The following is a 17976-nucleotide window of genomic DNA, read 5'->3' on the forward strand; positions in this document are numbered from 1 at the left end:
GCCCCATGAAGAAGTTCCTGCTCGCCGCCACCGCCTTCTCGCTCGTGCTCGCGCCCGCCTCCGCGCAGACGCCGCCGTTCGAGACGGCGGCCCCGGTCGCCTATCTTGAGGATCTGTCGTCGGGCGCGGTGCTCTATGCCAAGGATGCCGACCGCCAGATGCCGCCAGCGTCGATGGCGAAGATGATGACCGCCTATGTCGCGTTCGACCTGATCAAGCAGGGTAAGCTGAAGCTCAGCGACATGGCCGATGTGCGTCCGGAAACGTGGCGGAAATGGCATGGTCCGTCAGCGGGTTCGACCATGTTCCTGTCGCCGGGTTCGAAGGTCAGCGTCGAAAATCTGCTCAACGGCATCGTCGTTGTGTCCGGCAATGACGCCTGCGTCGTGCTGGCCGAGCATCTCGCCGGGACCGAGGAAGCGTTCGTCAATCTGATGAACCAGAAGGCCAAGGAAATCGGCCTCACCAACAGCCGCTTCGGCACCTCCAACGGCTGGCCGGATGCGGGCCGCACGATGGTGACCGCGCGCGACCTGGCGAAGCTCGCCAAGGCGACGATCAGCAACCATCCCGAACTCTACAAGCGCTTCTATTCCAAGGAGAGCTTCACTTTCGGCACCACCATGGGCGGCGCGCCGATCACACAGGCGAACCGCGACCCGCTGCTCGGCCGCGTGCGCGGGTCTGACGGCCTCAAGACCGGCCATACCGAAGAGGCTGGCTATGGCTTTACCGGCTCTGCGGAGCAGAATGGCCGCCGCCTCGTCATGGTCGTCGCTGGGCTTAACAGCTTCAATTCGCGTATCGAAGAATCGGTCAAGTTCATGGACTGGGGCTTCCGCGCCTGGTCCTCGCGCAAGCTGGTGACCAAGGGCCGCACGGTCGAGCAGGCCGATGTCCAGCTCGGCGACGCGGCGCAGGTCGGTCTGGTCGCCCCGCGCGACCTCGCCATCGCGATTCCCTCGGGCGCCAACCCCAATCTGCGCGCGACTGTCGTCTATCAAGGCCCGATCAAGGCGCCGATCAAGGCCGGCCAGCATATCGCCGACCTCGTCGTCACCTCGCCGGGCCTGCCCGAACAGCGCCTGCCGCTGGTCGCCGCCGCCGATGTCGGGGAAGCCGGCTTCTTCGGCCGCATGTGGGCGGGCCTCATGTCGCTGTTCGGCGCGTGAGGGGCGTCTTCCTCAGCCTCGAAGGCGGGGAGGGCGCGGGCAAGTCGACCCAGGCAAAGCGGCTCGCCGCCGCGCTTGCGGCACGCGGAATCCATGTCGTGCTCACCCGCGAGCCCGGCGGGACCGAGGGCGCAGAGGCGATCCGCGGCCTGTTGATGCAGGGCGCGGTCACCCGCTGGAGCGCACACACCGAAACCCTGCTGTTTGCCGCCGCGCGCGCGGATCACGTCGAAAAGCTGATCCGCCCGGCGGTCGAGGCGGGCAGCTGGGTCGTTTGCGACCGTTACGTCGACTCGACCCGTGCCTATCAGGGCGCGCAGGACATCGACGACGCCGCGATCCTCGCGCTCCACGGTTTCGGGTCGAAGGGGCTGTTGCCCGACCGCACGCTCGTGCTCGACCTGCCCGACGGGGCGGGGCACGCCCGCTCGATCGAGCGCGACGGCGGTGCGGCGGATCGCTTCGGCGCGCGCGGGCCGGACTTCCACGCCGCCGTCGCCGCGCAGTTCCGCCGCATCGCCGCGGCCGAGCCGGATCGCGTGAAGCTGATCGACGCATCGGGCAGCATGGATGACGTCACGACGTCCCTGATGGGCGCGCTCGCCGACCTGCTGCCATGACGTCAACCGGCCCCCATGCTGCGGCAAAGGCCGCGTTTCGCGCCGCCATGTCGAGCGGACAGCTGCATCACGCGTGGTTGATCGCGGGCGCGGAAGGGCTGGGCAAGGCGACCTTCGCCCGCGCCGCCGCCGCACGGCTGCTGGCCGAAGGGGCGGGGCAGGTCCCGCCATCGGACAACTTCGACCTTCCCGAGGATAACCCGACCCGCAAGCTGATCGAGTCCGGCGCACATCCCGATTATCGCGCTCTCATGCGCCTGCCCAAGGATCCCGACAAGCCGGGCGAGAATATCGCGCGATCGATCAACATCGCCCAGATCCGCGCGCTCAACCCGATGTTCGCAACCAAGCCGAGCATGTCGAGCCGCCGCGTCATCGTGATCGACGCGATCGACGATGTCGAACGTCCGGGCGCGGCCAACGCACTGCTCAAGAACCTCGAAGAGCCGCCGGCCGGCACGATCTTCCTGCTGGTCAGCCATTCGCCGGGGCGGCTACTTCCAACGATCCGCTCGCGCTGCCGCGTGCTGCGTTTCGATCCGCTGCCCGATAGCGATGTGGCGTCAGCAGTTCGCGCCGCAATGCCCGAGGCAAGCGCAGCGGAAGTCGAGGCGCTGGTCCGCGCGGGGCAGGGCTCGCCCGGTCGCGCGCTGAGCTTCGCTGGCCTCGATCTCGCATCGATCGACAGCGAGATGGCCGCCATCGCGGCGCGCGGCGACCCCGACAACGCGATCCGCGCGCGTCTTGCCCGGACGCTAGGGTCGAAGGCGGCACAACCGCGCTATGAAGCCTTCCTCGCCCGCGTCCCCGCCTTCGCGCTCGCCGAAGCACGCAGCCGACAGGGTGCGGCGCTCGCCGAGGCGATTGCGGTCTATGAGGCCGCATCGCAACTCGGCCCGGTCGCACTCGCCCAGTCGCTCGATGCGCAGGCGACCGTGTTCGAAATGGGCGGCATCCTCGCGCGGCTGGCGAAGCGGTAACCAACGTCCGTTTGCCCTGAGCTTGTCGAAGGGCCGCAAGCGCAGGCTTCGGTGCTTCGACAAGCTCAGCACGAACGGGGTTTCGGATACTTCCGAACCGCCCCGCATTGTTCTAGAGCGCCCCCATGTCCGAACCTTACTACATCACCACCGCGATCCATTATCCCAACGGCAAGCCGCATATCGGCCACGCCTATGAGATGATCGCCGCCGACGCGATTGCGCGGTTTCAGCGTCAGGCCGGGCGCGACGTGCGCTTCCAGACCGGCACCGACGAACATGGCTTGAAGATAGCCCAGACCGCCCGCGCCCGCGACCTGACCCCGCGTCAGCTTGCTGATGAAATGTCATCTTATTTCAGCGATATGGCGCGCGAACTGAATGTTTCGTGCGATCGCTTCATCCGCACCGTCGATCCCGATCATTATGCCGCCAGCCAGGCAATCTGGGCCGCGATGGAGGCCAAGGGCGATCTGTATCTCGACCGCTACGAAGGCTGGTATTCGGTCCGCGACGAAGCGTTTTACGAGGAAAAGGAGCTCACCGAAGGGGAGGGCGGCGTCAAGCTGTCGCCACAGGGCACGCCAGTCGAATGGACCGCCGAGGAAACCTGGTTCTTCCGCCTGTCCAAATATCAGCAGCCTTTGCTCGACCTGTACGCCGCGCAGCCCGACTTCATCCGCCCGGAGCGCTCGCGCAACGAGGTCGTGAAGTTCGTCGAGGGCGGGCTGATCGACCTGTCGGTGTCGCGCACCAGCTTTGACTGGGGCGTGCCGGTGCCGAACTCGCCCGGCCATGTCATGTATGTCTGGGTCGACGCGCTGACCAACTACCTCACCGGCACAGGCTATCCGGACAAAGCCAGCGATCTGGCGCGTTACTGGCCGGCCAATCTGCACTTGATCGGCAAGGACATCACCCGCTTCCACGCGGTCTATTGGCCCGCTTTCCTGATGTCCGCCGACCTGCCGCTGCCGCAGCAGGTGTTCGCGCACGGCTTCATCCTCAACCGCGGCGAGAAGATGTCGAAATCGACCGGCAATGTCGCCGATCCGATGGAGCTGACGCGGCTCTATGGCGTCGATGCGCTGCGCTATTTCCTGCTGCGCGAGGTCGCGTTCGGCAATGACGGCAGCTTCAGCGACGAGGCGATCGTGACCCGCGCCAATGCCGATCTGGCGAACAGCTTCGGCAATCTGGCACAGCGGACGCTGTCGTTCATCGCCAAGAACCTCGAAGGCGCGCTGCCCGAGCCCGGGCGCAGCGACCCGACCGATGCCGAGCTGCTCGCGTCGATCGACGATGCCAGCCGCGAGTTCCGCACCGCGTTCGACAGCCTCGCGCTCAATCAGGGGCTTGAGGCGTGGATGCGCGCCGTATTCGCCTGCAACCAGTATATCGACGTTCAGGCCCCCTGGGCGCTGCGCAAGACTGACCCGGAGCGGATGCATGCCGTCCTCGGCACACTGGTCCGCGCGATCCGCGACCTCGCGATCCTGGTCCTGCCGGTAATCCCCGAATCCGCCGGCAAGATCCTCGACCAGCTCGGGCAGGATGGTCGCGACCACGCCGCGCTCGACTACAAGGGCTGGTATGAAGACGCCGTGGCGTCAGGCTTCCGGCTGGATCCGCCGACCGGCGTGTTCCCGCGCCTCGTGCTGGCAGAGGAAGCAACTACATGAGGCTCGCCGACAGCCACTGCCACCTAAACTATAAGGGCCTCGGCGAACAGCAGCCCGAAGTTCTGGCGCGCGCCCGCGAGAGCGGCGTGGTGGCGATGCTCAACATCGCGACGCGCGAACGCGAATGGGACGAGGTGCTGGCGACCGCCGAGCGCGAAAGCGACGTGTGGGCGACGGTCGGCATCCACCCGCATGAGGCGGACGAACATCCGCATATCGACACCGCCAAGCTGCTGTCCCGCGCCACGCATCCGCGCGTTGTCGGCATCGGCGAGACCGGGCTCGACTATTATTACGACCATAGCGACCGCGCCCAGCAGCAGAAGAGCTTCCGCTCCCACATCGCCGCCAGCCGCGAAACCGGCCTGCCGCTGATCGTCCACACTCGCGATGCGGAGGAGGATACGGCCAACATCCTCGCCGAGGAAATGGGGAAGGGGGCCTATCCCGGGGTCATCCACTGCTTTACAGCGAGTGGAGAGTTTGCCGACAAGGCGCTGGAATTGGGCTTTTATATCTCGATATCAGGCATCGTGACGTTCAAGAACGCCCGCGACCTTCAGGAAACCGCCGCACGGCTGCCGCTCGACCGGCTGCTGATCGAAACCGACGCCCCCTTCCTCGCCCCCGTCCCGCATCGCGGCAAGACCGGCGAGCCGGCCTTCGTCGCCGACACCTGCCGTTTCCTCGCGCAACTGCGCGGCATGGACGCCGAGGAATTGGCCGAGGCGACCCGCGAAAACTTCCACCGGCTGTTCGCAAAGACACTGACGACCCCGTGAAGGTCCGCATCCTCGGCTCTGGCACGTCTTCAGGCGTCCCCCGCATCGGCAACGACTGGGGCAGCTGCGACCCGACCGACCCGCGCAACCGCCGCACGCGCGCTTCGATCCTGGTTGAGGCGGGCGCCACCCGCATCCTCGTCGACACCAGCCCGGACCTGCGCGAACAGTTGATCGCCGCCAATGTCGCGGATGTAGACGCGGTGATCTGGACCCATGATCACGCCGATCACTGCCACGGCATCGATGATCTGCGCCAGCTGATGCATCTGCGCGGTGCCCCGGTGCGCGGCCTCGCCGACTGGAAGACGCAGGAACGGCTGCGCGACCGCTTCCGCTATGTGTTCGAAGGGGGAGGGCCATACCGTCCGACCGCGACGATCGAGCCGTTGCGCGACGGCATGGCGATCGGCGACATCGTCGTGCGCACCGTCAATCAGCCGCATGGCGGCATCACCAGCGCAGGCCTGCGCTTTGAACATGCTGGAAAGTCAGTCGGCTATGCCACTGATTTCAATATATTCACCAACGAGATGGCCACGCTCTACAGCGATCTCAACCTGTGGGTCGCCGATGCGCTGCGCCGTGAGCCGCACCCGACACATCCGCATCTCGCGCAAACGCTGACCTGGGCGCAGCAATGTCGTGCGCCCCGCACGGTTCTCGTTCATATGGATCACTCGATGGACTATATGACCTTGAAGGCCGAGCTGCCCGCCGGGGTCGAGCCGGGCCATGACGGCATGGAGTTGCACGTTTGACCGAAACCCAAATCATCCAGTTGGTGTCGCTGGTCGGCTTTCTCGTCCTGGTGCTGGGCTCGCTCAGCATCCGCAACATGCAATTCAGCTTTATCGTAAAGACGGTGATCGGCTGGGCGGTGATCGCCGGCCTGATCACTCTTGTCGTCATCAACAAGGATCGCATCTTCGACCAGCTTCAGGTGATCGGTGCCAGCAGCGGCCTGGCCGACCCGGCGCCCGTCACCGGCGCGGGATCGGTCAGCATCCGCCTGTCGCCCGACGGCCATTTCTGGGCACGCGCGACGATCAATGGTGTCGAACGCCGCATGCTGATCGACAGCGGAGCGACGGTGACCGCGATCAGCGAGAGCACGGCGCGCGCGGCCGGGATCGACTTTACGGACGGAACGCCGGTTCAGGTGTCGACCGCGAACGGCGTCGTCAACGCACGCCGCGCCAATGCCGGGCGGGTGGCGGTGGGCGCACTCAGCACCGAAGACCTGACCGTATTCGTCGCGCCCAGCTTCGGCGATCTCGACGTGTTGGGGATGAACTTCCTGTCACGCCTCAAATCCTGGCGGGTGGAGGGGAACGTGCTGATCCTCGAACCCAACCCAAGCTAAATTTAACATAATGTATATTATCGGACTTAAGCCATGAGCGAGCAGGCGGTCTCCCCCGCGCCGAACGGCACCCAGATCGAGTCCCCCGGCATCGAACGCCTGATGGCGATCATGGCGCGGCTGCGCGATCCGGTCACCGGCTGCGAATGGGATACCGTCCAGACCTTCGCCACGATCGCGCCCTACACGATCGAGGAAGCCTATGAGGTCGCCGACGCCATCGCGCGCGACGACCTGACCGACCTCAAGGATGAACTCGGCGACCTGTTGCTCCAGGTCATCTTCCACAGCCGCATGGCGCAGGAACTCGGCGCGTTCGACCTGTCCGACGTCATCACCGGCATCTGCGACAAGATGGAACGCCGCCACCCGCACATCTTCCGCGGCGCTGAAAACGGCGGCCATCACCTGTGGGAACAAATCAAGGCCGAAGAGCGGGGGAGCAAGGGGACGAGCGGGGCACTCGACGGCGTTGCGATCGGCCTCCCCGCCCTCACCCGCGCCGAAAAGCTGCAAAAGCGCGCCGCGCGCACTGGATTTGACTGGGCCGACCCGGCCGATGCCCGCGCCAAGATCGACGAGGAACTGGCCGAAGTCGAAACCGCGACCAGCGATGACCACCGCGCCGAGGAAATCGGCGACCTGCTGTTCGCCACGGTCAACTGGTCGCGCAAGCTCGGCATCGATCCCGAAGCGGCCCTGCGCGCCGCCAACGCCAAGTTCGAACGCCGTTTCCGCGCGATGGAGGCCCAGGCGGGCGACGCGTTCAACGGCTTGTCGCTGGATGACAAGGAAGACCTCTGGGTCGCCGTCAAAGCAGCGGAGTGACCGTCCCGACCGTCCGTTTGTGCTGAGCTTGTCGAAGCACCGCAGCCCGGCCTCGCGACGAACCCTGACTCAGATCGCCCTTCGACAAGCTCAGGGCAAACGGGGTTCGGTCAGAACGCCGGCGCGGCCTGCGGCTCCACCACCATCAGCGTGGTCCCGTCATATTTCTCGGATTCCGGCAAAAACAACCGGCTGATCGCGAAATCGCGCTCGGTCAGTGCCAGGTTCTTGAGGCCGTCCACCTTGAACGTCCCGAACTTCTCTTCCCGCGGGATCACGAAGTCGCGCGAAATCACCTGCGCGTCGACATACAGCGACCCGCCACGGGTGTAGAGAATGTGCGGCGCCAGCACCATGCGCGTGCGGTTATAGATCGCGTTCATGCATTTCTGCCTGACGATCCCCTCCAGCACGATCGGCGTTGGGTTTGGCGGAGACTCCGCCCCCTTCTCGGTATCCATCATGACAATATGGCAACGATGCTGCATCGCAGCAAGTCAGGACACACCGCTTAGGTGAAAATACGGACGTTTCGTCCTAATCCTTGCGCCACGGCAGGTTGATCAACCAGGGCTTGGGCCGCCCGGTCGGCTTTGCGGTCCCGTCGATCCGCTCGGCGCGCAGGATCCTCACCCGCTGCAGGATCATCTGCCCGCGCATCTCCTCGCGCCCGCCGCCGGTCGGCAGCGCCAGGATCTTGCGCACCACATCCATGCCGCCGACGACGCGCCCGAACGCGGCATAGCCGAGCTTCCCCGGCCGCGCGTCCAGCGTCGGATTATCGCCGACCATGATCGAAAAATTGGCATGCGCCGAGTTCGGGTTCACCGCTCGCGCCATCGAAATCGTGCCGCTCAGATGCTTGATGCCGGTCTTGCTGGTCGGCTCCAGCGCCACGGACGGCAGGATCCGCCGTGCATCGGTGCCGATCCCGCCCTGAATAAATCCGTTCGCCGGGTCGCCCTTGCGCCGCGCCGCGCGATAGAAATGCGTGCCCTCGAGCCGGCCGTCATCGACATAGCGCAGGAAGTTGGCGACCGTCAGCGGCGCCCGCCGCGCATCCAGCGCCAGCGTCACGGTCCCCGCGCTGGTCACCAGCCGCACCCGCACGACCGGCGGTTCCGACGCCGGCCCTGCCGAGACGAGCAGCATCGCCGCCAACCCCAGCACCACCCCGCGCCGTGGCGTCATCCGTTGCGCACCTCGAACCGCTCATGGTCCTTGGGCGCCATCCGCACGTCGTAGATCGCGGTCTCGCCGTCGATCCAGTGATCGATCACCTCGCCATGCTGGTGTAGCCACGCCGCCCCAGCCCCATCACCGGCGGCAAGCGTGACCTGATAGCGCCGATGCCCATGCGTCAGCCGCGCCGCGACCTTGGCGATCAGGGCATCGACCCCCTCCCCGCCCAGCGCCGACACCGCGAGCACATCGTCGCGCTTCGCCGCATCGCCCAGCACGTCCTCACGCGCTTCGCCATCGAGCAGGTCGAGCTTGTTCCACGCCTCGAACCGCGGCGTTTCCGGAGCAACGCCAATGTCCTTGAGCACCGATTCGACATCATCGCGCTGCGCCTCGCTGTCCGGATGCGCAATGTCGCGGACATGGATCAGCAGATCGGCCGACACCACTTCCTCCAGCGTCGCCTTGAATGCAGCGACCAGCTGGGTCGGCAGCTCCGACACGAACCCCACCGTGTCCGACAGGATCGCCTTGTCGATCCCCGGCAGCGAAATCTGGCGCAAAGTCGGGTCCAGCGTCGCGAACAGCAGATTTTCCGCCATGACGTCAGCGCCGGTCAAGCGATTGAACAGCGTGGACTTTCCGGCATTGGTATAGCCGACCAGCGCGATCACCGGCCACGGCGCACGCTGCCGCCGCTCGCGGTGCAGCCCGCGCGTCCTGCTCACCGACTCGAGTTCACGCTTCAACCGCGCCATGCGGTCGCGGATCAGGCGGCGATCCGCCTCGATCTGCGTTTCGCCGGGACCACCAAGGAAGCCGAAGCCACCGCGCTGGCGCTCAAGATGGGTCCAACTGCGCACCAGCCGCCCGGCCTGATAATCAAGATGCGCGAGCTCAACCTGCAACCGCCCTTCGGCCGTCCGCGCGCGCTCGCCAAAGATTTCGAGGATCAGGCCGGTCCGGTCGATCACCTTACAGCCGAGCGCGGTTTCGAGGTTGCGCTGCTGCACCGGGGTCAGCCCGGCGTCGAATACGGCGAGCGTGAGGTCGCGGTCGCGGACCGTTTCGGCCAGCGCCTCGACCTGTCCCGACCCGATCAGCGTCCCCGGCTTGGCCGCGCGGATGCGCATCGCGACCCGCTCGACCACCTCGACCCCGATCGCGACCGCAAGGCCCGCGGTCTCCTCGAGACGCGCCTCGGCGTCGCGCGTTGATCCGCCAAGGTCGGGATAGACAACCACTGCCCGCGCGCCCCGCGTAAACTCATCGGGGTCGCGTTCGAAACCGGTACTCATAAATCTGCTTTCAAGGCGATCAGGCTTCCTCACCGTGATCGGTCAGGTCCAGCGGATGCGCCGGCTGAATGGTCGACACCGCATGCTTGTACACCAGCTGGTACGCACCATCGCGCTGGAGCAGCATACAGAACAGGTCGAACGCCGCGATCCCGCCCTGCAGCATCACGCCATTGACCAGGAACATGGTGACATTCTCCTGCTGACGCTTGACCGCGCCCAAGAAAATTTCCTGCAAAACCGGGTTCTTGGACTGGGTATCTGGCACCGCATCGACGATCGACGCGACATCGACTGCGCCCGACGGCATGATCGTCGAAATCGCGTGCTTGTAGATCAGCTGCGACTGGCCGTCGCGGCGGAGCAGCACCGAAAAATTGTCGAACCAGGTGACGATGCCCTGCAATTTGACGCCCTTGACCAGAAACATGGTCACCGGGGTCTTGGACTTGCGAAGCGCGTTGAGGAAAAGATCCTGAAGGGATGTCTGCTTGTCGGCCATGATGCAGCTCACTGTTCTTGGCGGGATTTTCCCGCAATCGCGCCGTTTCCCGGCGTCGGATGCGCGCCACCCAGCGGCGCGTTTGGAGCAATGTAGGTATTGCCCCCTGCAACGTCCATAGGGCGGCGTCGTGGCATCGACGCCGCCAACCGCAACTCACTCCTCGTCGCGCGCCTCATGGATGCCGAGCAGCTTCAACTTGCGGTGCAGCGCCGACCGTTCCATCCCGATGAAGTGCGCGGTGCGGGAAATATTGCCCGAAAAGCGCTTGATCTGGACCCGCAGATATTCGCGCTCGAAACTCTCACGCGCTTCCTTGAGCGGCGCGCCCATGATCGTTGCAGAGCCCATCCCGCCTTCCTCGCGGCGGCCCAGCACCTCGGTCGGCAGCATGTCGATGTCGATCCGCCCAATCCGGTCGCCCGGCGCCAGGATCACCGTCGCCTCGACCACATTGCGCAACTGGCGGACATTGCCCGGCCATTCATAGCTTTGCAGCGCGACCAGCGCCTCGCCCGCGACCTCCGGCGTCGGCACGCGCCGCTCGGTCGCATAATGCGCGACGAAATGCTCGACCAGCGCCGGAATATCCTCGCGCCGCTCGGTCAGCGGCGGGATCGGCACCGGCACGACGTTGAGGCGGTAGAACAGGTCCTCGCGGAACCGCCCCTCGGCAATCTCCGTCGTCAGATCGCGACCCGTCGCCGAAACGACGCGAACATCGACCTTGACCTGCCGTTGACCGCCGACCCGGTTGAACTTCTGTTCGGTCAGCACGCGCAGGATCCGCCCCTGCGTCGTCAGTGGCATGTCGGCAATTTCGTCCAGGAACAACGTCCCGCCATGCGCCTGTTCCAGCAGGCCGGGATGGACCAGATCGCCATCCTCGACCCCGAACAATTCCTCCTCGACCCGCTCGGGCGTCATCCGCGCCGCGTTGACGATCACGAACGGGCCGTTCGCACGGTTGCTCCATTCATGCAGCAGGCGTGCGGCGACTTCCTTGCCGGTGCCGGGGGCGCCGGTGATCATCACCCGACTCCCCGTCGCCGCGACCCGCTTCAGCGTCGCGCGCACCGTATTGATCGCGCCCGAAGTACCATGCAGGTCATTGCTGCGCCCCACGCTCGCGCGCAGCGAAGCGACTTCGCGCCGCAACCGCTCGGTCTCAGTCGCGCGTTCGACCAGCAGCATCAGCCGCTCGGCCTCGAACGGCTTTTCGATAAAGTCCGACGCCCCGCGCCGGATCGCGGCCACCGCGGTGTCGAGATTGCCATGCCCTGAAAACACCAGCACCGGGATCGACGCATCGCGCCGCTTGATCTCGTCGAGCAGGTCCAGCCCGTCGAGCCGCGACCCCTGAAGCCACACATCGAGCAGGACCAGGCTCGGCCGCCGCTCGGCAATCGCCTCCAGCGCCGCATCGCTGTCGGCGGCGCTGCGCGTCTCATAGCCCTCATCCTCCAGGACGCCCGCGACCAGCTCGCGGATATCGGCCTCGTCATCGACGACCAGGATATCGAGTTTCATCATGTGTTTCCGTTCATCGTCGGGGTCAGCGCGGCAAAGCCCGCTCCACCCGGTTCCGTGTCGTCCGTTCCCCCGGTTCCCACCAGTCGCTCAAGCGTCGCGGTGTCGAAGCACAGGGTGACCACCGTCCCCCCGCCCGCGCGATCGGCAAACGCCATCGTGCCGAAATGCTCCTCGACGATCTTCTTGACGATCGCGAGGCCAAGGCCGGTGCCGCGCGCGCGCGTCGTCATGTACGGCTCGACGATCCGCTCGCGCTCGGCGGGCAGGCCGATGCCATTGTCGGTGATCTCGATGATCAGCTGCGCATCGGCGGCCTCGCGCACCTCCATACTGATCTCGCCCGGCACGTCGGTCTCGCCCTCGCCCGTGCGCGCCTCGATCGCCTCGACCGCATTCTTGACCAGATTGGTCAGCGCCTGCCCCAGCTGGCGGCGGTCGCACACCAAAGGCGGCAGGCCATCGGGTGCGTCGAAGCTGAAGCGGATATCGGGCTTGGCCACTTCGTGCAGGAACAGCGTCTGCCGCGCGACGTCGATGATCGATTCCTCGCGGAAGATCGGCTTGGGCATCCGCGCGAAGGACGAGAACTCGTCAACCATCCGCCGCAGATCGCCGACCTGCCGCACGATCGTGTCGGTCAGCTTGGCAAAGGTGCCGTCATCGCCCTCGATCTTCTTGCCATAGCGGCGCTGCAGCCGCTCGGCGGCGAGCTGGATCGGAGTCAGCGGGTTCTTGATCTCATGCGCGATGCGCCGCGCGACGTCTGACCAGGCCGCGCGCCGCTGGTCGAGCAACTGCTGGGTAATGTCGTCGAACGTCAGCACCTGCCCCGCCTCATCGCGGGTGATCTTGACGGCAAGTGTCCGCGCCTCGCCCGCGCTGGTAAGCTGCACGATATCCTCACGCGTCTCCCCGCCCAGCACCGCGTCCAGCTCCGGCGCCACCTCGGCGAGCAGCTTGCCCACCGGCGCATCCCCCGGCTGCAACAGCGCCACGGCCGAACTATTGATCAGCCGAATGCGCCGCTCGGCATCGATCGACAGCACGCCCGCCGTCACCCCCGACATCACCGCCTCGATCAGCGCTCGGCGGCCTTCCGATTCAGCATTGGCATCGACCAGCGCATTGGTCTGTTCCTGCAACCGGTCGGTCATCCGGTTGAACGCGGTGGCAAGCGTGCCGATCTCGTCATCCGCGCGCGGCGTCGGAACGCGGGTGCCCAGATCCCCCTCTGCAACATCGCGCGCCGCCTTCACCAGATCGCCCACTGGGCGGACGAGGCGGTCGGCAATTTCCAGGGCTGCCCATACCGCAAGGCCTACGATCAGAAGCGAGAGAACCAGCAATGCGACGTTGAACTGGAGCTGCAGTGAACGCGAGCGGTCAGTTAGCGTCTTGTAGTCCGTCACCACGGAGTCAGCGCGCGTCTTGCGATCAAGCAGAGCCTGATCGACGACGCGCGCAGCATAAAGATAGGTGTCCGGTGCCGTGGCAAAGCGGGTAATCGCGCGAATTCGCCCGCCCGCATCTTCCACGACCACCTGCTTCGCACCCGTTTTCAGCTGACTGATCGCGCCGGCGCTGATCTGCTCTTCGATCAACCGGTCGTAAGGATTGAGGATCGCCAGTACGATGATCTCTCCGGATGCGGTCTGGCGAACGATCGCGGCCTCGGACAATTCACGCTGCGTCGTTTGAACGAGAAGGTAGTCAAGAAAGGTCTGGCTATCGATCGGAACGCCACTAACCAAAGCTCCGGCAAGGTCGTTGGACATCGCCTCGGTATTCGCGGCGACGCGCTGCTGCAGGTCAGCTAGTGTCGCCGCCGCCACTGACGACGCATTCTCCAGCATCCCGCGCGCGCGATCCGAAAACCAAAACTCAACGCCATACTGAAACAACAACGAAGCTACGATCGACACGAAGATCGTCGGCACGCTCGCCAGGATCGAAAAGATCGCCACCAGCCGCACATGCAACCGCGCGCGCCCACCCAGCGGCGACCGCGCCGCGCGCCGCATCGCCACCCGCCGCCCGACCAGCACGATCAGCGCCACCAGCGGAATGAGGTTGCCGACCAGCAACAGCGCGACCAGCGGCGGGGTCAGCAAGCGCTGCGACCCCGTATTCCCGCTCACCACGAAATAGCTGGCGATCAGCACCGCCAGCGCGATGCCCAGCACCAGCACTTCGACAAATGGGGTAATGCTCAGCCGCCAGCGGGGCGAACCCGCATCCGTCAGTGGCTTGGCGGCAACATCCATCGTGACATGGCTACAACATCATTGTTGCCATGAAAACACACTTGTCGCTCAACCTGTCGCTAAGCGGGATCGTCTAGCCTTCCGCCGACATCGATCCCCAGCGTGTCCAGCCGCTTCCGCAACGTATTCCGGTTGATCCCCAGCGCCCGCGCCGCGCGCAGCTGGTTGTGCCCATGCCGCGCCAGCATCGCCTCGATCAGCGGTCGCTCGACCTCGCCGATGATGCGGTCATACAGCGTGCCGTCCTCCAGCACCGCCGGCTCCTCCGCCGCCAGCCGGGTCAGTCGCGCAATCACCGCCGCCTCGATCCCGGCATCGCGCGTCGGGGCGGCAAGCCCGCTCCCCTCGCCCAGCATCGCGCGCACCGCATCGCCGTCGATCCATTCGTCGCGATGCAGCGCGGCCATGCGCCGCATCAGATTCTCCAGCTCGCGCACATTGCCCGGCCAGTCATGCGCCTCAAGCACCGCAATCGCATCGTCGCCGACATGCTTGCGCGGCAGCCCATCCTCGACCGCGCGATCGAGGAAATGCCGCGCCAGCAACCGGATATCCTGCCGCCGCTCGCGCAACGCCGGCAGCGCGATTGGCACGACGTTGAGGCGGTAGAACAGATCCTCACGGAACTGCCCCGACACCACCTGGTTCATCAGATCCTTGTTGGTCGCCGCGACAATGCGCACATCTGCCCGGATCGCCCGCGCCCCGCCGACCGTGGTGAACTCACCCGACTGCAACACGCGCAGCAGCCGCGTCTGCGCCTCCATCGGCATGTCGCCAATCTCGTCTAGGAACAGCGTGCCCCCGCTCGCCTGCTCGAACTTGCCCGCGACCCGCGCCGCAGCACCCGTAAACGCGCCCTTCTCATGCCCGAACAGCTCGGCCTCGATCAGCTCGCGCGGGATCGCCGCCATGTTGATCGCGACAAACGGCGCGCGCCGCCGTGGCCCGAGATCATGGATCGCCTGCGCCACCAGCTCCTTGCCGGTCCCGCTCTCACCGGTGATCAGCACGGTCAGCTCGTTCGACACCACCCGCGCGATCACGCGATACACGTCCTGCATCGCCGGCGACCGCCCGATCAGCGCTACCGCCTGCTCCTCCGACGCGGGCAGGTCATCCACCAGCCGCCGCCCCCGCGCCAGCGCGCTCGCCACCGTCGCGGTCAGCGCATCCAGGTCGAACGGCTTGGGCAGATAGTCGAACGCCCCCGCCTCGGTCGCGCGCACCGCGGTCGACAGCGTATTCTGCGCCGACAGCACGATCACCGGCACATCGGGCATCTCACCGGTAAAGGTCGCCACGAAATCCAGCCCATTGCCATCGGGCAGCACGACATCGGTCACCAGCACATCGGGCCGCGCCGCCGCCAGCTCGCGCCGCAACTCGCCCAGCGACGCCGCCGCCGTCACGCGATGCCCCGCGCGCCGCAGCGCCTGCGTCACCACCATGCGGATCGCGGCATCATCGTCGCAGATGAGGATCGAAGCGCTCACCCGTCCGCCCTCGGCAAATTCACCCGAAACACCGTCATCTCCGGATCACCCGCGCGGGCATATTCGACCACCCCGCCCATATCGCGCACCAGCTTCTCCACCAGCGGTAGCCCCAGCCCCTTGCCCTCGGGCTTGCCCGACACGAACGGCTCGAAGAGGTGGCTGGCGATATCCGCCGGCGCGCCCGGGCCATTATCGGTCACCGAAAATTCGATCGGCAGCCACCGACGCGGCTGATCCGGCCCCGGCCGCATCGCGACGCCATGGCGGTATTGCGTGGACAGGATGATCTTCGGCTCGGGCGTATCGCGCAGTGCCTCCGCCGCATTCTTCAGCAAGTTCATCGCTACCTGCAGGAACGCGTCCTTGTCCATCATCACCGGGGGCAGCGACGGGTCGAAGCGCTCCTCGATCACCATGCCCCGCGCAAACCCCGCCAGCGCCACGCGGCGGGCATGGTCCAAAAGCGGATAGATATTGTGCGGCGCCAGCTTGGGCGGGCGCGTATCAGTGAAATCCTGCATCCGGTCGATCAGCGCGGCGATGCGATCGACCTCGGTCGTGATCAGCTGGGTCAGCTCCGCCCGCGTTTCGGCATCATCATCCCCCGCCAGCAGCTGCGCTGCGCCGCGAATGCCCGACAGCGGGTTCTTGATCTCATGCGCCAGCATCGCCGCCGCACCCACCGCCGCGCGCGCGCCCGCGCTGCGGTCCGCCCCCACCGACAGGCGGCGTGAGGTCGGCGCCTGATGCAGCGTCACGATGCGCCAGCCGGGATGCTCGGTAATCGGCTGCTCGATGAAATCGACGCGCGTGCGGGGCGAGCGCGTCGGCTCGATCTCGACATCGAACGCGGCAAAACCATGCCCGTCGCGCCGCCCGGCATAGCCCTCGGGCAGCGCGAAGATGCGATCCAGCCGCTGCCCCAGCATCGCTTTCTCGCTATGATTGAGCAGATGCTCGCACGCCATATTGGCGCGGGTCACGCGATCCTGCGGGTCGAGCACCAATGCGGCGCACGGCAGCCCGCCGAAAATCTCGGTCAGGTCCGGCTCACCCGGCTGCGGCGGCGGCCTCAGGCCGCTTCGCGTGACGGCCATGATCCCAAAGCAGGCATGCCACGGAACGGCGTATAGAATTCGTCGAGCATGCCCAGCACGGTCGCCGCCTTCGGCTCCTGGTTCACCATGTTGCGGAACTCCGCCGATCCGGGCAGCCCCTTGGTGTACCACCCGATATGCTTGCGCATCAGATTGACGCCGGTCATCTCACCATAATGATCGAGCATCATGGCGTAATGCTCTGCGATCAGGGCATATTGCTCGTCAATGTCGGGGTCCGCCCGCTCGCCCGCGCCGGACAGCGCGTCCATCACCTGCCGCAGCACCCATGGCTTGCCGTAAGCGCCACGCCCGATCATGACGCCATCCGCGCCCGATTGCACCAGCGCGGTGCGCGCATCCTCAACCGTGCAGATGTCGCCATTGACGATGACCGGGATCGACACCGCGTCCTTGACCTTGCGCACAAACGCCCAGTCGGCGCTGCCCTTGTACATCTGGTTGCGGGTGCGGCCATGCACCGTCACCATCTTCGCACCCAGCTCTTCGGCAACGCGCGCCAGTTCGGGGGCGTTCAGGCTGTCATGGCACCAGCCCATACGCATCTTGACCGTGACCGGCACCGACACCGCCTTGACGCACGCCTCGATCAGCTTGGCCGCCAGATCCGGCACCCGCATCAACGCCGAGCCAGCATCGCCATTGGTCACCTTGCGCACCGGACAGCCCATGTTGATGTCGATGATCGCCGCGCCGCGATCCTCGTTCAGCTTCGCCGCCTCCCCCATTTCATAGGGGGTACAGCCGACCAGCTGCATCGACACCGGCTCCTCGATCGGATCCCACGCCGCCTTCTGCACCGACTGCCGCGTCTCCCGGATCGCCGCCTGGCTCGCGATCATCTCGGTCACGTTGAGCCCCGACCCATAGCGCCGCACCAGCCGCCGGAACGGCAGATCGGTGACGCCCGTCATCGGCGCCAGAATCACCGGCGTCTCGACCGTCACCGGCCCGACCTGGATGGGTTTCAACATGCTCATCTGTGCCCGAAAAATAGGCACGAGCGCCTACAGCGGCAAGGGCGGGGATGCAAGGGTGGGCGTCCCTCGACCGACACTCCGGCGTCAAGTCTGAGACCAGCGCCTTCATTGGCGGCGCGCACGTGATCGCACATCGCGGTGCGCGATTACGTCTCGCTTCCCCGGATCGA

At 66.0% G+C, this 17976-nt stretch carries 17 protein-coding genes; 8 read left to right on the forward strand and 9 right to left on the reverse strand.

The features are described 5' to 3' along the window. Nucleotides 1-5 precede the first annotated feature (5 nt). From VGN66_RS15855 to mazG, 8 genes are all read left to right on the forward strand, one after another. The gene (locus tag VGN66_RS15855) at nt 6-1172 is read left to right on the forward strand and encodes a D-alanyl-D-alanine carboxypeptidase family protein (RefSeq protein WP_327519769.1); all 1167 of its coding nucleotides are present in this window, start codon (nt 6-8) and stop codon (nt 1170-1172) included. Beyond that, on the forward strand, nt 1169-1792 hold the full coding sequence (tmk, locus tag VGN66_RS15860) for a dTMP kinase (RefSeq protein WP_327519770.1): 624 nt from the start codon (nt 1169-1171) through the stop codon (nt 1790-1792). The genes VGN66_RS15855 and tmk overlap by 4 nt, the downstream gene beginning before the upstream one ends. Then, entirely contained in the window at nt 1789-2772 is a 984-nt protein-coding gene (locus tag VGN66_RS15865; protein WP_327519771.1) for a DNA polymerase III subunit delta', read from the forward strand. The genes tmk and VGN66_RS15865 overlap by 4 nt, the downstream gene beginning before the upstream one ends. 125 nt (nt 2773-2897) lie before the next feature. Further along, on the forward strand, nt 2898-4454 hold the full coding sequence (metG, locus tag VGN66_RS15870; RefSeq protein ID WP_327519772.1) for a methionine--tRNA ligase: 1557 nt from the start codon (nt 2898-2900) through the stop codon (nt 4452-4454). Continuing rightward, complete coding sequence (locus VGN66_RS15875) at nt 4451-5236, forward strand: TatD family hydrolase (RefSeq protein WP_327519773.1); 786 nt, start codon at nt 4451-4453, stop codon at nt 5234-5236. Before metG ends, VGN66_RS15875 begins: the two co-directional genes overlap by 4 nt. After that, entirely contained in the window at nt 5233-5997 is a 765-nt protein-coding gene (locus VGN66_RS15880) for an MBL fold metallo-hydrolase (protein WP_327519774.1), read from the forward strand. The genes VGN66_RS15875 and VGN66_RS15880 overlap by 4 nt, the downstream gene beginning before the upstream one ends. After that, nucleotides 5994-6602, forward strand: a complete 609-nt coding sequence (locus VGN66_RS15885) for a retropepsin-like aspartic protease family protein (protein WP_327519775.1) — start codon at nt 5994-5996, stop codon at nt 6600-6602. The genes VGN66_RS15880 and VGN66_RS15885 overlap by 4 nt, the downstream gene beginning before the upstream one ends. A 33-nt stretch (nt 6603-6635) precedes the next feature. Then, a complete protein-coding gene (gene mazG / locus VGN66_RS15890; RefSeq protein ID WP_327519776.1) occupies nt 6636-7430 on the forward strand; it encodes a nucleoside triphosphate pyrophosphohydrolase in 795 nt (264 codons plus the stop codon). 110 nt (nt 7431-7540) lie between these two features. Here mazG and VGN66_RS15895 read toward each other — a convergent pair whose 3' ends face one another. The 9 genes from VGN66_RS15895 to dusB form a co-directional block, all read right to left on the reverse strand. Next, nucleotides 7541-7891, reverse strand: a complete 351-nt coding sequence (locus VGN66_RS15895; RefSeq protein ID WP_327519777.1) for a hypothetical protein — start codon at nt 7889-7891, stop codon at nt 7541-7543. 76 nt (nt 7892-7967) lie between these two features. Next, a complete protein-coding gene (locus VGN66_RS15900; protein WP_327519778.1) occupies nt 7968-8621 on the reverse strand; it encodes a peptidylprolyl isomerase in 654 nt (217 codons plus the stop codon). Further along, nucleotides 8618-9910 carry a GTPase HflX gene (gene hflX / locus VGN66_RS15905; protein WP_327519779.1) on the reverse strand — a complete coding sequence of 431 codons (1293 nt, stop codon included), beginning with the start codon at nt 9908-9910 and terminating at the stop codon, nt 8618-8620. Before hflX ends, VGN66_RS15900 begins: the two co-directional genes overlap by 4 nt. A gap of 19 nt (nt 9911-9929) precedes the next feature. After that, the gene (gene hfq, locus VGN66_RS15910) at nt 9930-10439 is read right to left on the reverse strand and encodes an RNA chaperone Hfq (RefSeq protein ID WP_327520284.1); all 510 of its coding nucleotides are present in this window, start codon (nt 10437-10439) and stop codon (nt 9930-9932) included. A 129-nt stretch (nt 10440-10568) separates the two neighbouring features. Next, nucleotides 10569-11942, reverse strand: coding sequence for a sigma-54 dependent transcriptional regulator (locus VGN66_RS15915; RefSeq protein WP_327519780.1), 1374 nt, complete (start codon nt 11940-11942; stop codon nt 10569-10571). Beyond that, nucleotides 11942-14209 (reverse strand): sensor histidine kinase, encoded by a 2268-nt coding sequence (locus VGN66_RS15920; protein WP_327519781.1) that lies wholly within the window; start codon nt 14207-14209, stop codon nt 11942-11944. Before VGN66_RS15920 ends, VGN66_RS15915 begins: the two co-directional genes overlap by 1 nt. Before the next feature lie 59 nt (nt 14210-14268). Next, nucleotides 14269-15705, reverse strand: coding sequence for a nitrogen regulation protein NR(I) (gene ntrC, locus VGN66_RS15925; protein WP_224920085.1), 1437 nt, complete (start codon nt 15703-15705; stop codon nt 14269-14271). After that, nucleotides 15702-16805 carry a two-component system sensor histidine kinase NtrB gene (locus VGN66_RS15930; RefSeq protein WP_327519782.1) on the reverse strand — a complete coding sequence of 368 codons (1104 nt, stop codon included), beginning with the start codon at nt 16803-16805 and terminating at the stop codon, nt 15702-15704. Before VGN66_RS15930 ends, ntrC begins: the two co-directional genes overlap by 4 nt. Further along, nucleotides 16781-17806 carry a tRNA dihydrouridine synthase DusB gene (dusB, locus tag VGN66_RS15935; protein WP_327519783.1) on the reverse strand — a complete coding sequence of 342 codons (1026 nt, stop codon included), beginning with the start codon at nt 17804-17806 and terminating at the stop codon, nt 16781-16783. The genes VGN66_RS15930 and dusB overlap by 25 nt, the downstream gene beginning before the upstream one ends. Between the last annotated feature and the right edge of the window lie 170 nt (nt 17807-17976).

Origin of the sequence: Sphingomonas sp. (assembly GCF_035998645.1) — a bacterium.
GTDB lineage: Bacteria > Pseudomonadota > Alphaproteobacteria > Sphingomonadales > Sphingomonadaceae > Sphingomonas.

What these genes read in the sequence shown, in the direction of transcription:
- VGN66_RS15855 (WP_327519769.1), top strand. Translation starts at nt 6, where the DNA reads ATGAAGAAGTTCCTGCTCGCCGCCACCGCCTTCTCGCTCGTGCTCGCG.
- VGN66_RS15930 (WP_327519782.1), bottom strand. Translation starts at nt 16,805, where the DNA reads ATGGCCGTCACGCGAAGCGGCCTGAGGCCGCCGCCGCAGCCGGGTGAG.
- VGN66_RS15895 (WP_327519777.1), bottom strand. Translation starts at nt 7,891, where the DNA reads ATGGATACCGAGAAGGGGGCGGAGTCTCCGCCAAACCCAACGCCGATC.
- metG (WP_327519772.1), top strand. Translation starts at nt 2,898, where the DNA reads ATGTCCGAACCTTACTACATCACCACCGCGATCCATTATCCCAACGGC.
- dusB (WP_327519783.1), bottom strand. Translation starts at nt 17,806, where the DNA reads ATGAGCATGTTGAAACCCATCCAGGTCGGGCCGGTGACGGTCGAGACG.
- VGN66_RS15920 (WP_327519781.1), bottom strand. Translation starts at nt 14,209, where the DNA reads ATGGATGTTGCCGCCAAGCCACTGACGGATGCGGGTTCGCCCCGCTGG.
- VGN66_RS15900 (WP_327519778.1), bottom strand. Translation starts at nt 8,621, where the DNA reads ATGACGCCACGGCGCGGGGTGGTGCTGGGGTTGGCGGCGATGCTGCTC.
- VGN66_RS15915 (WP_327519780.1), bottom strand. Translation starts at nt 11,942, where the DNA reads ATGAAACTCGATATCCTGGTCGTCGATGACGAGGCCGATATCCGCGAG.
- VGN66_RS15865 (WP_327519771.1), top strand. Translation starts at nt 1,789, where the DNA reads ATGACGTCAACCGGCCCCCATGCTGCGGCAAAGGCCGCGTTTCGCGCC.
- VGN66_RS15875 (WP_327519773.1), top strand. Translation starts at nt 4,451, where the DNA reads ATGAGGCTCGCCGACAGCCACTGCCACCTAAACTATAAGGGCCTCGGC.
- hflX (WP_327519779.1), bottom strand. Translation starts at nt 9,910, where the DNA reads ATGAGTACCGGTTTCGAACGCGACCCCGATGAGTTTACGCGGGGCGCG.
- mazG (WP_327519776.1), top strand. Translation starts at nt 6,636, where the DNA reads ATGAGCGAGCAGGCGGTCTCCCCCGCGCCGAACGGCACCCAGATCGAG.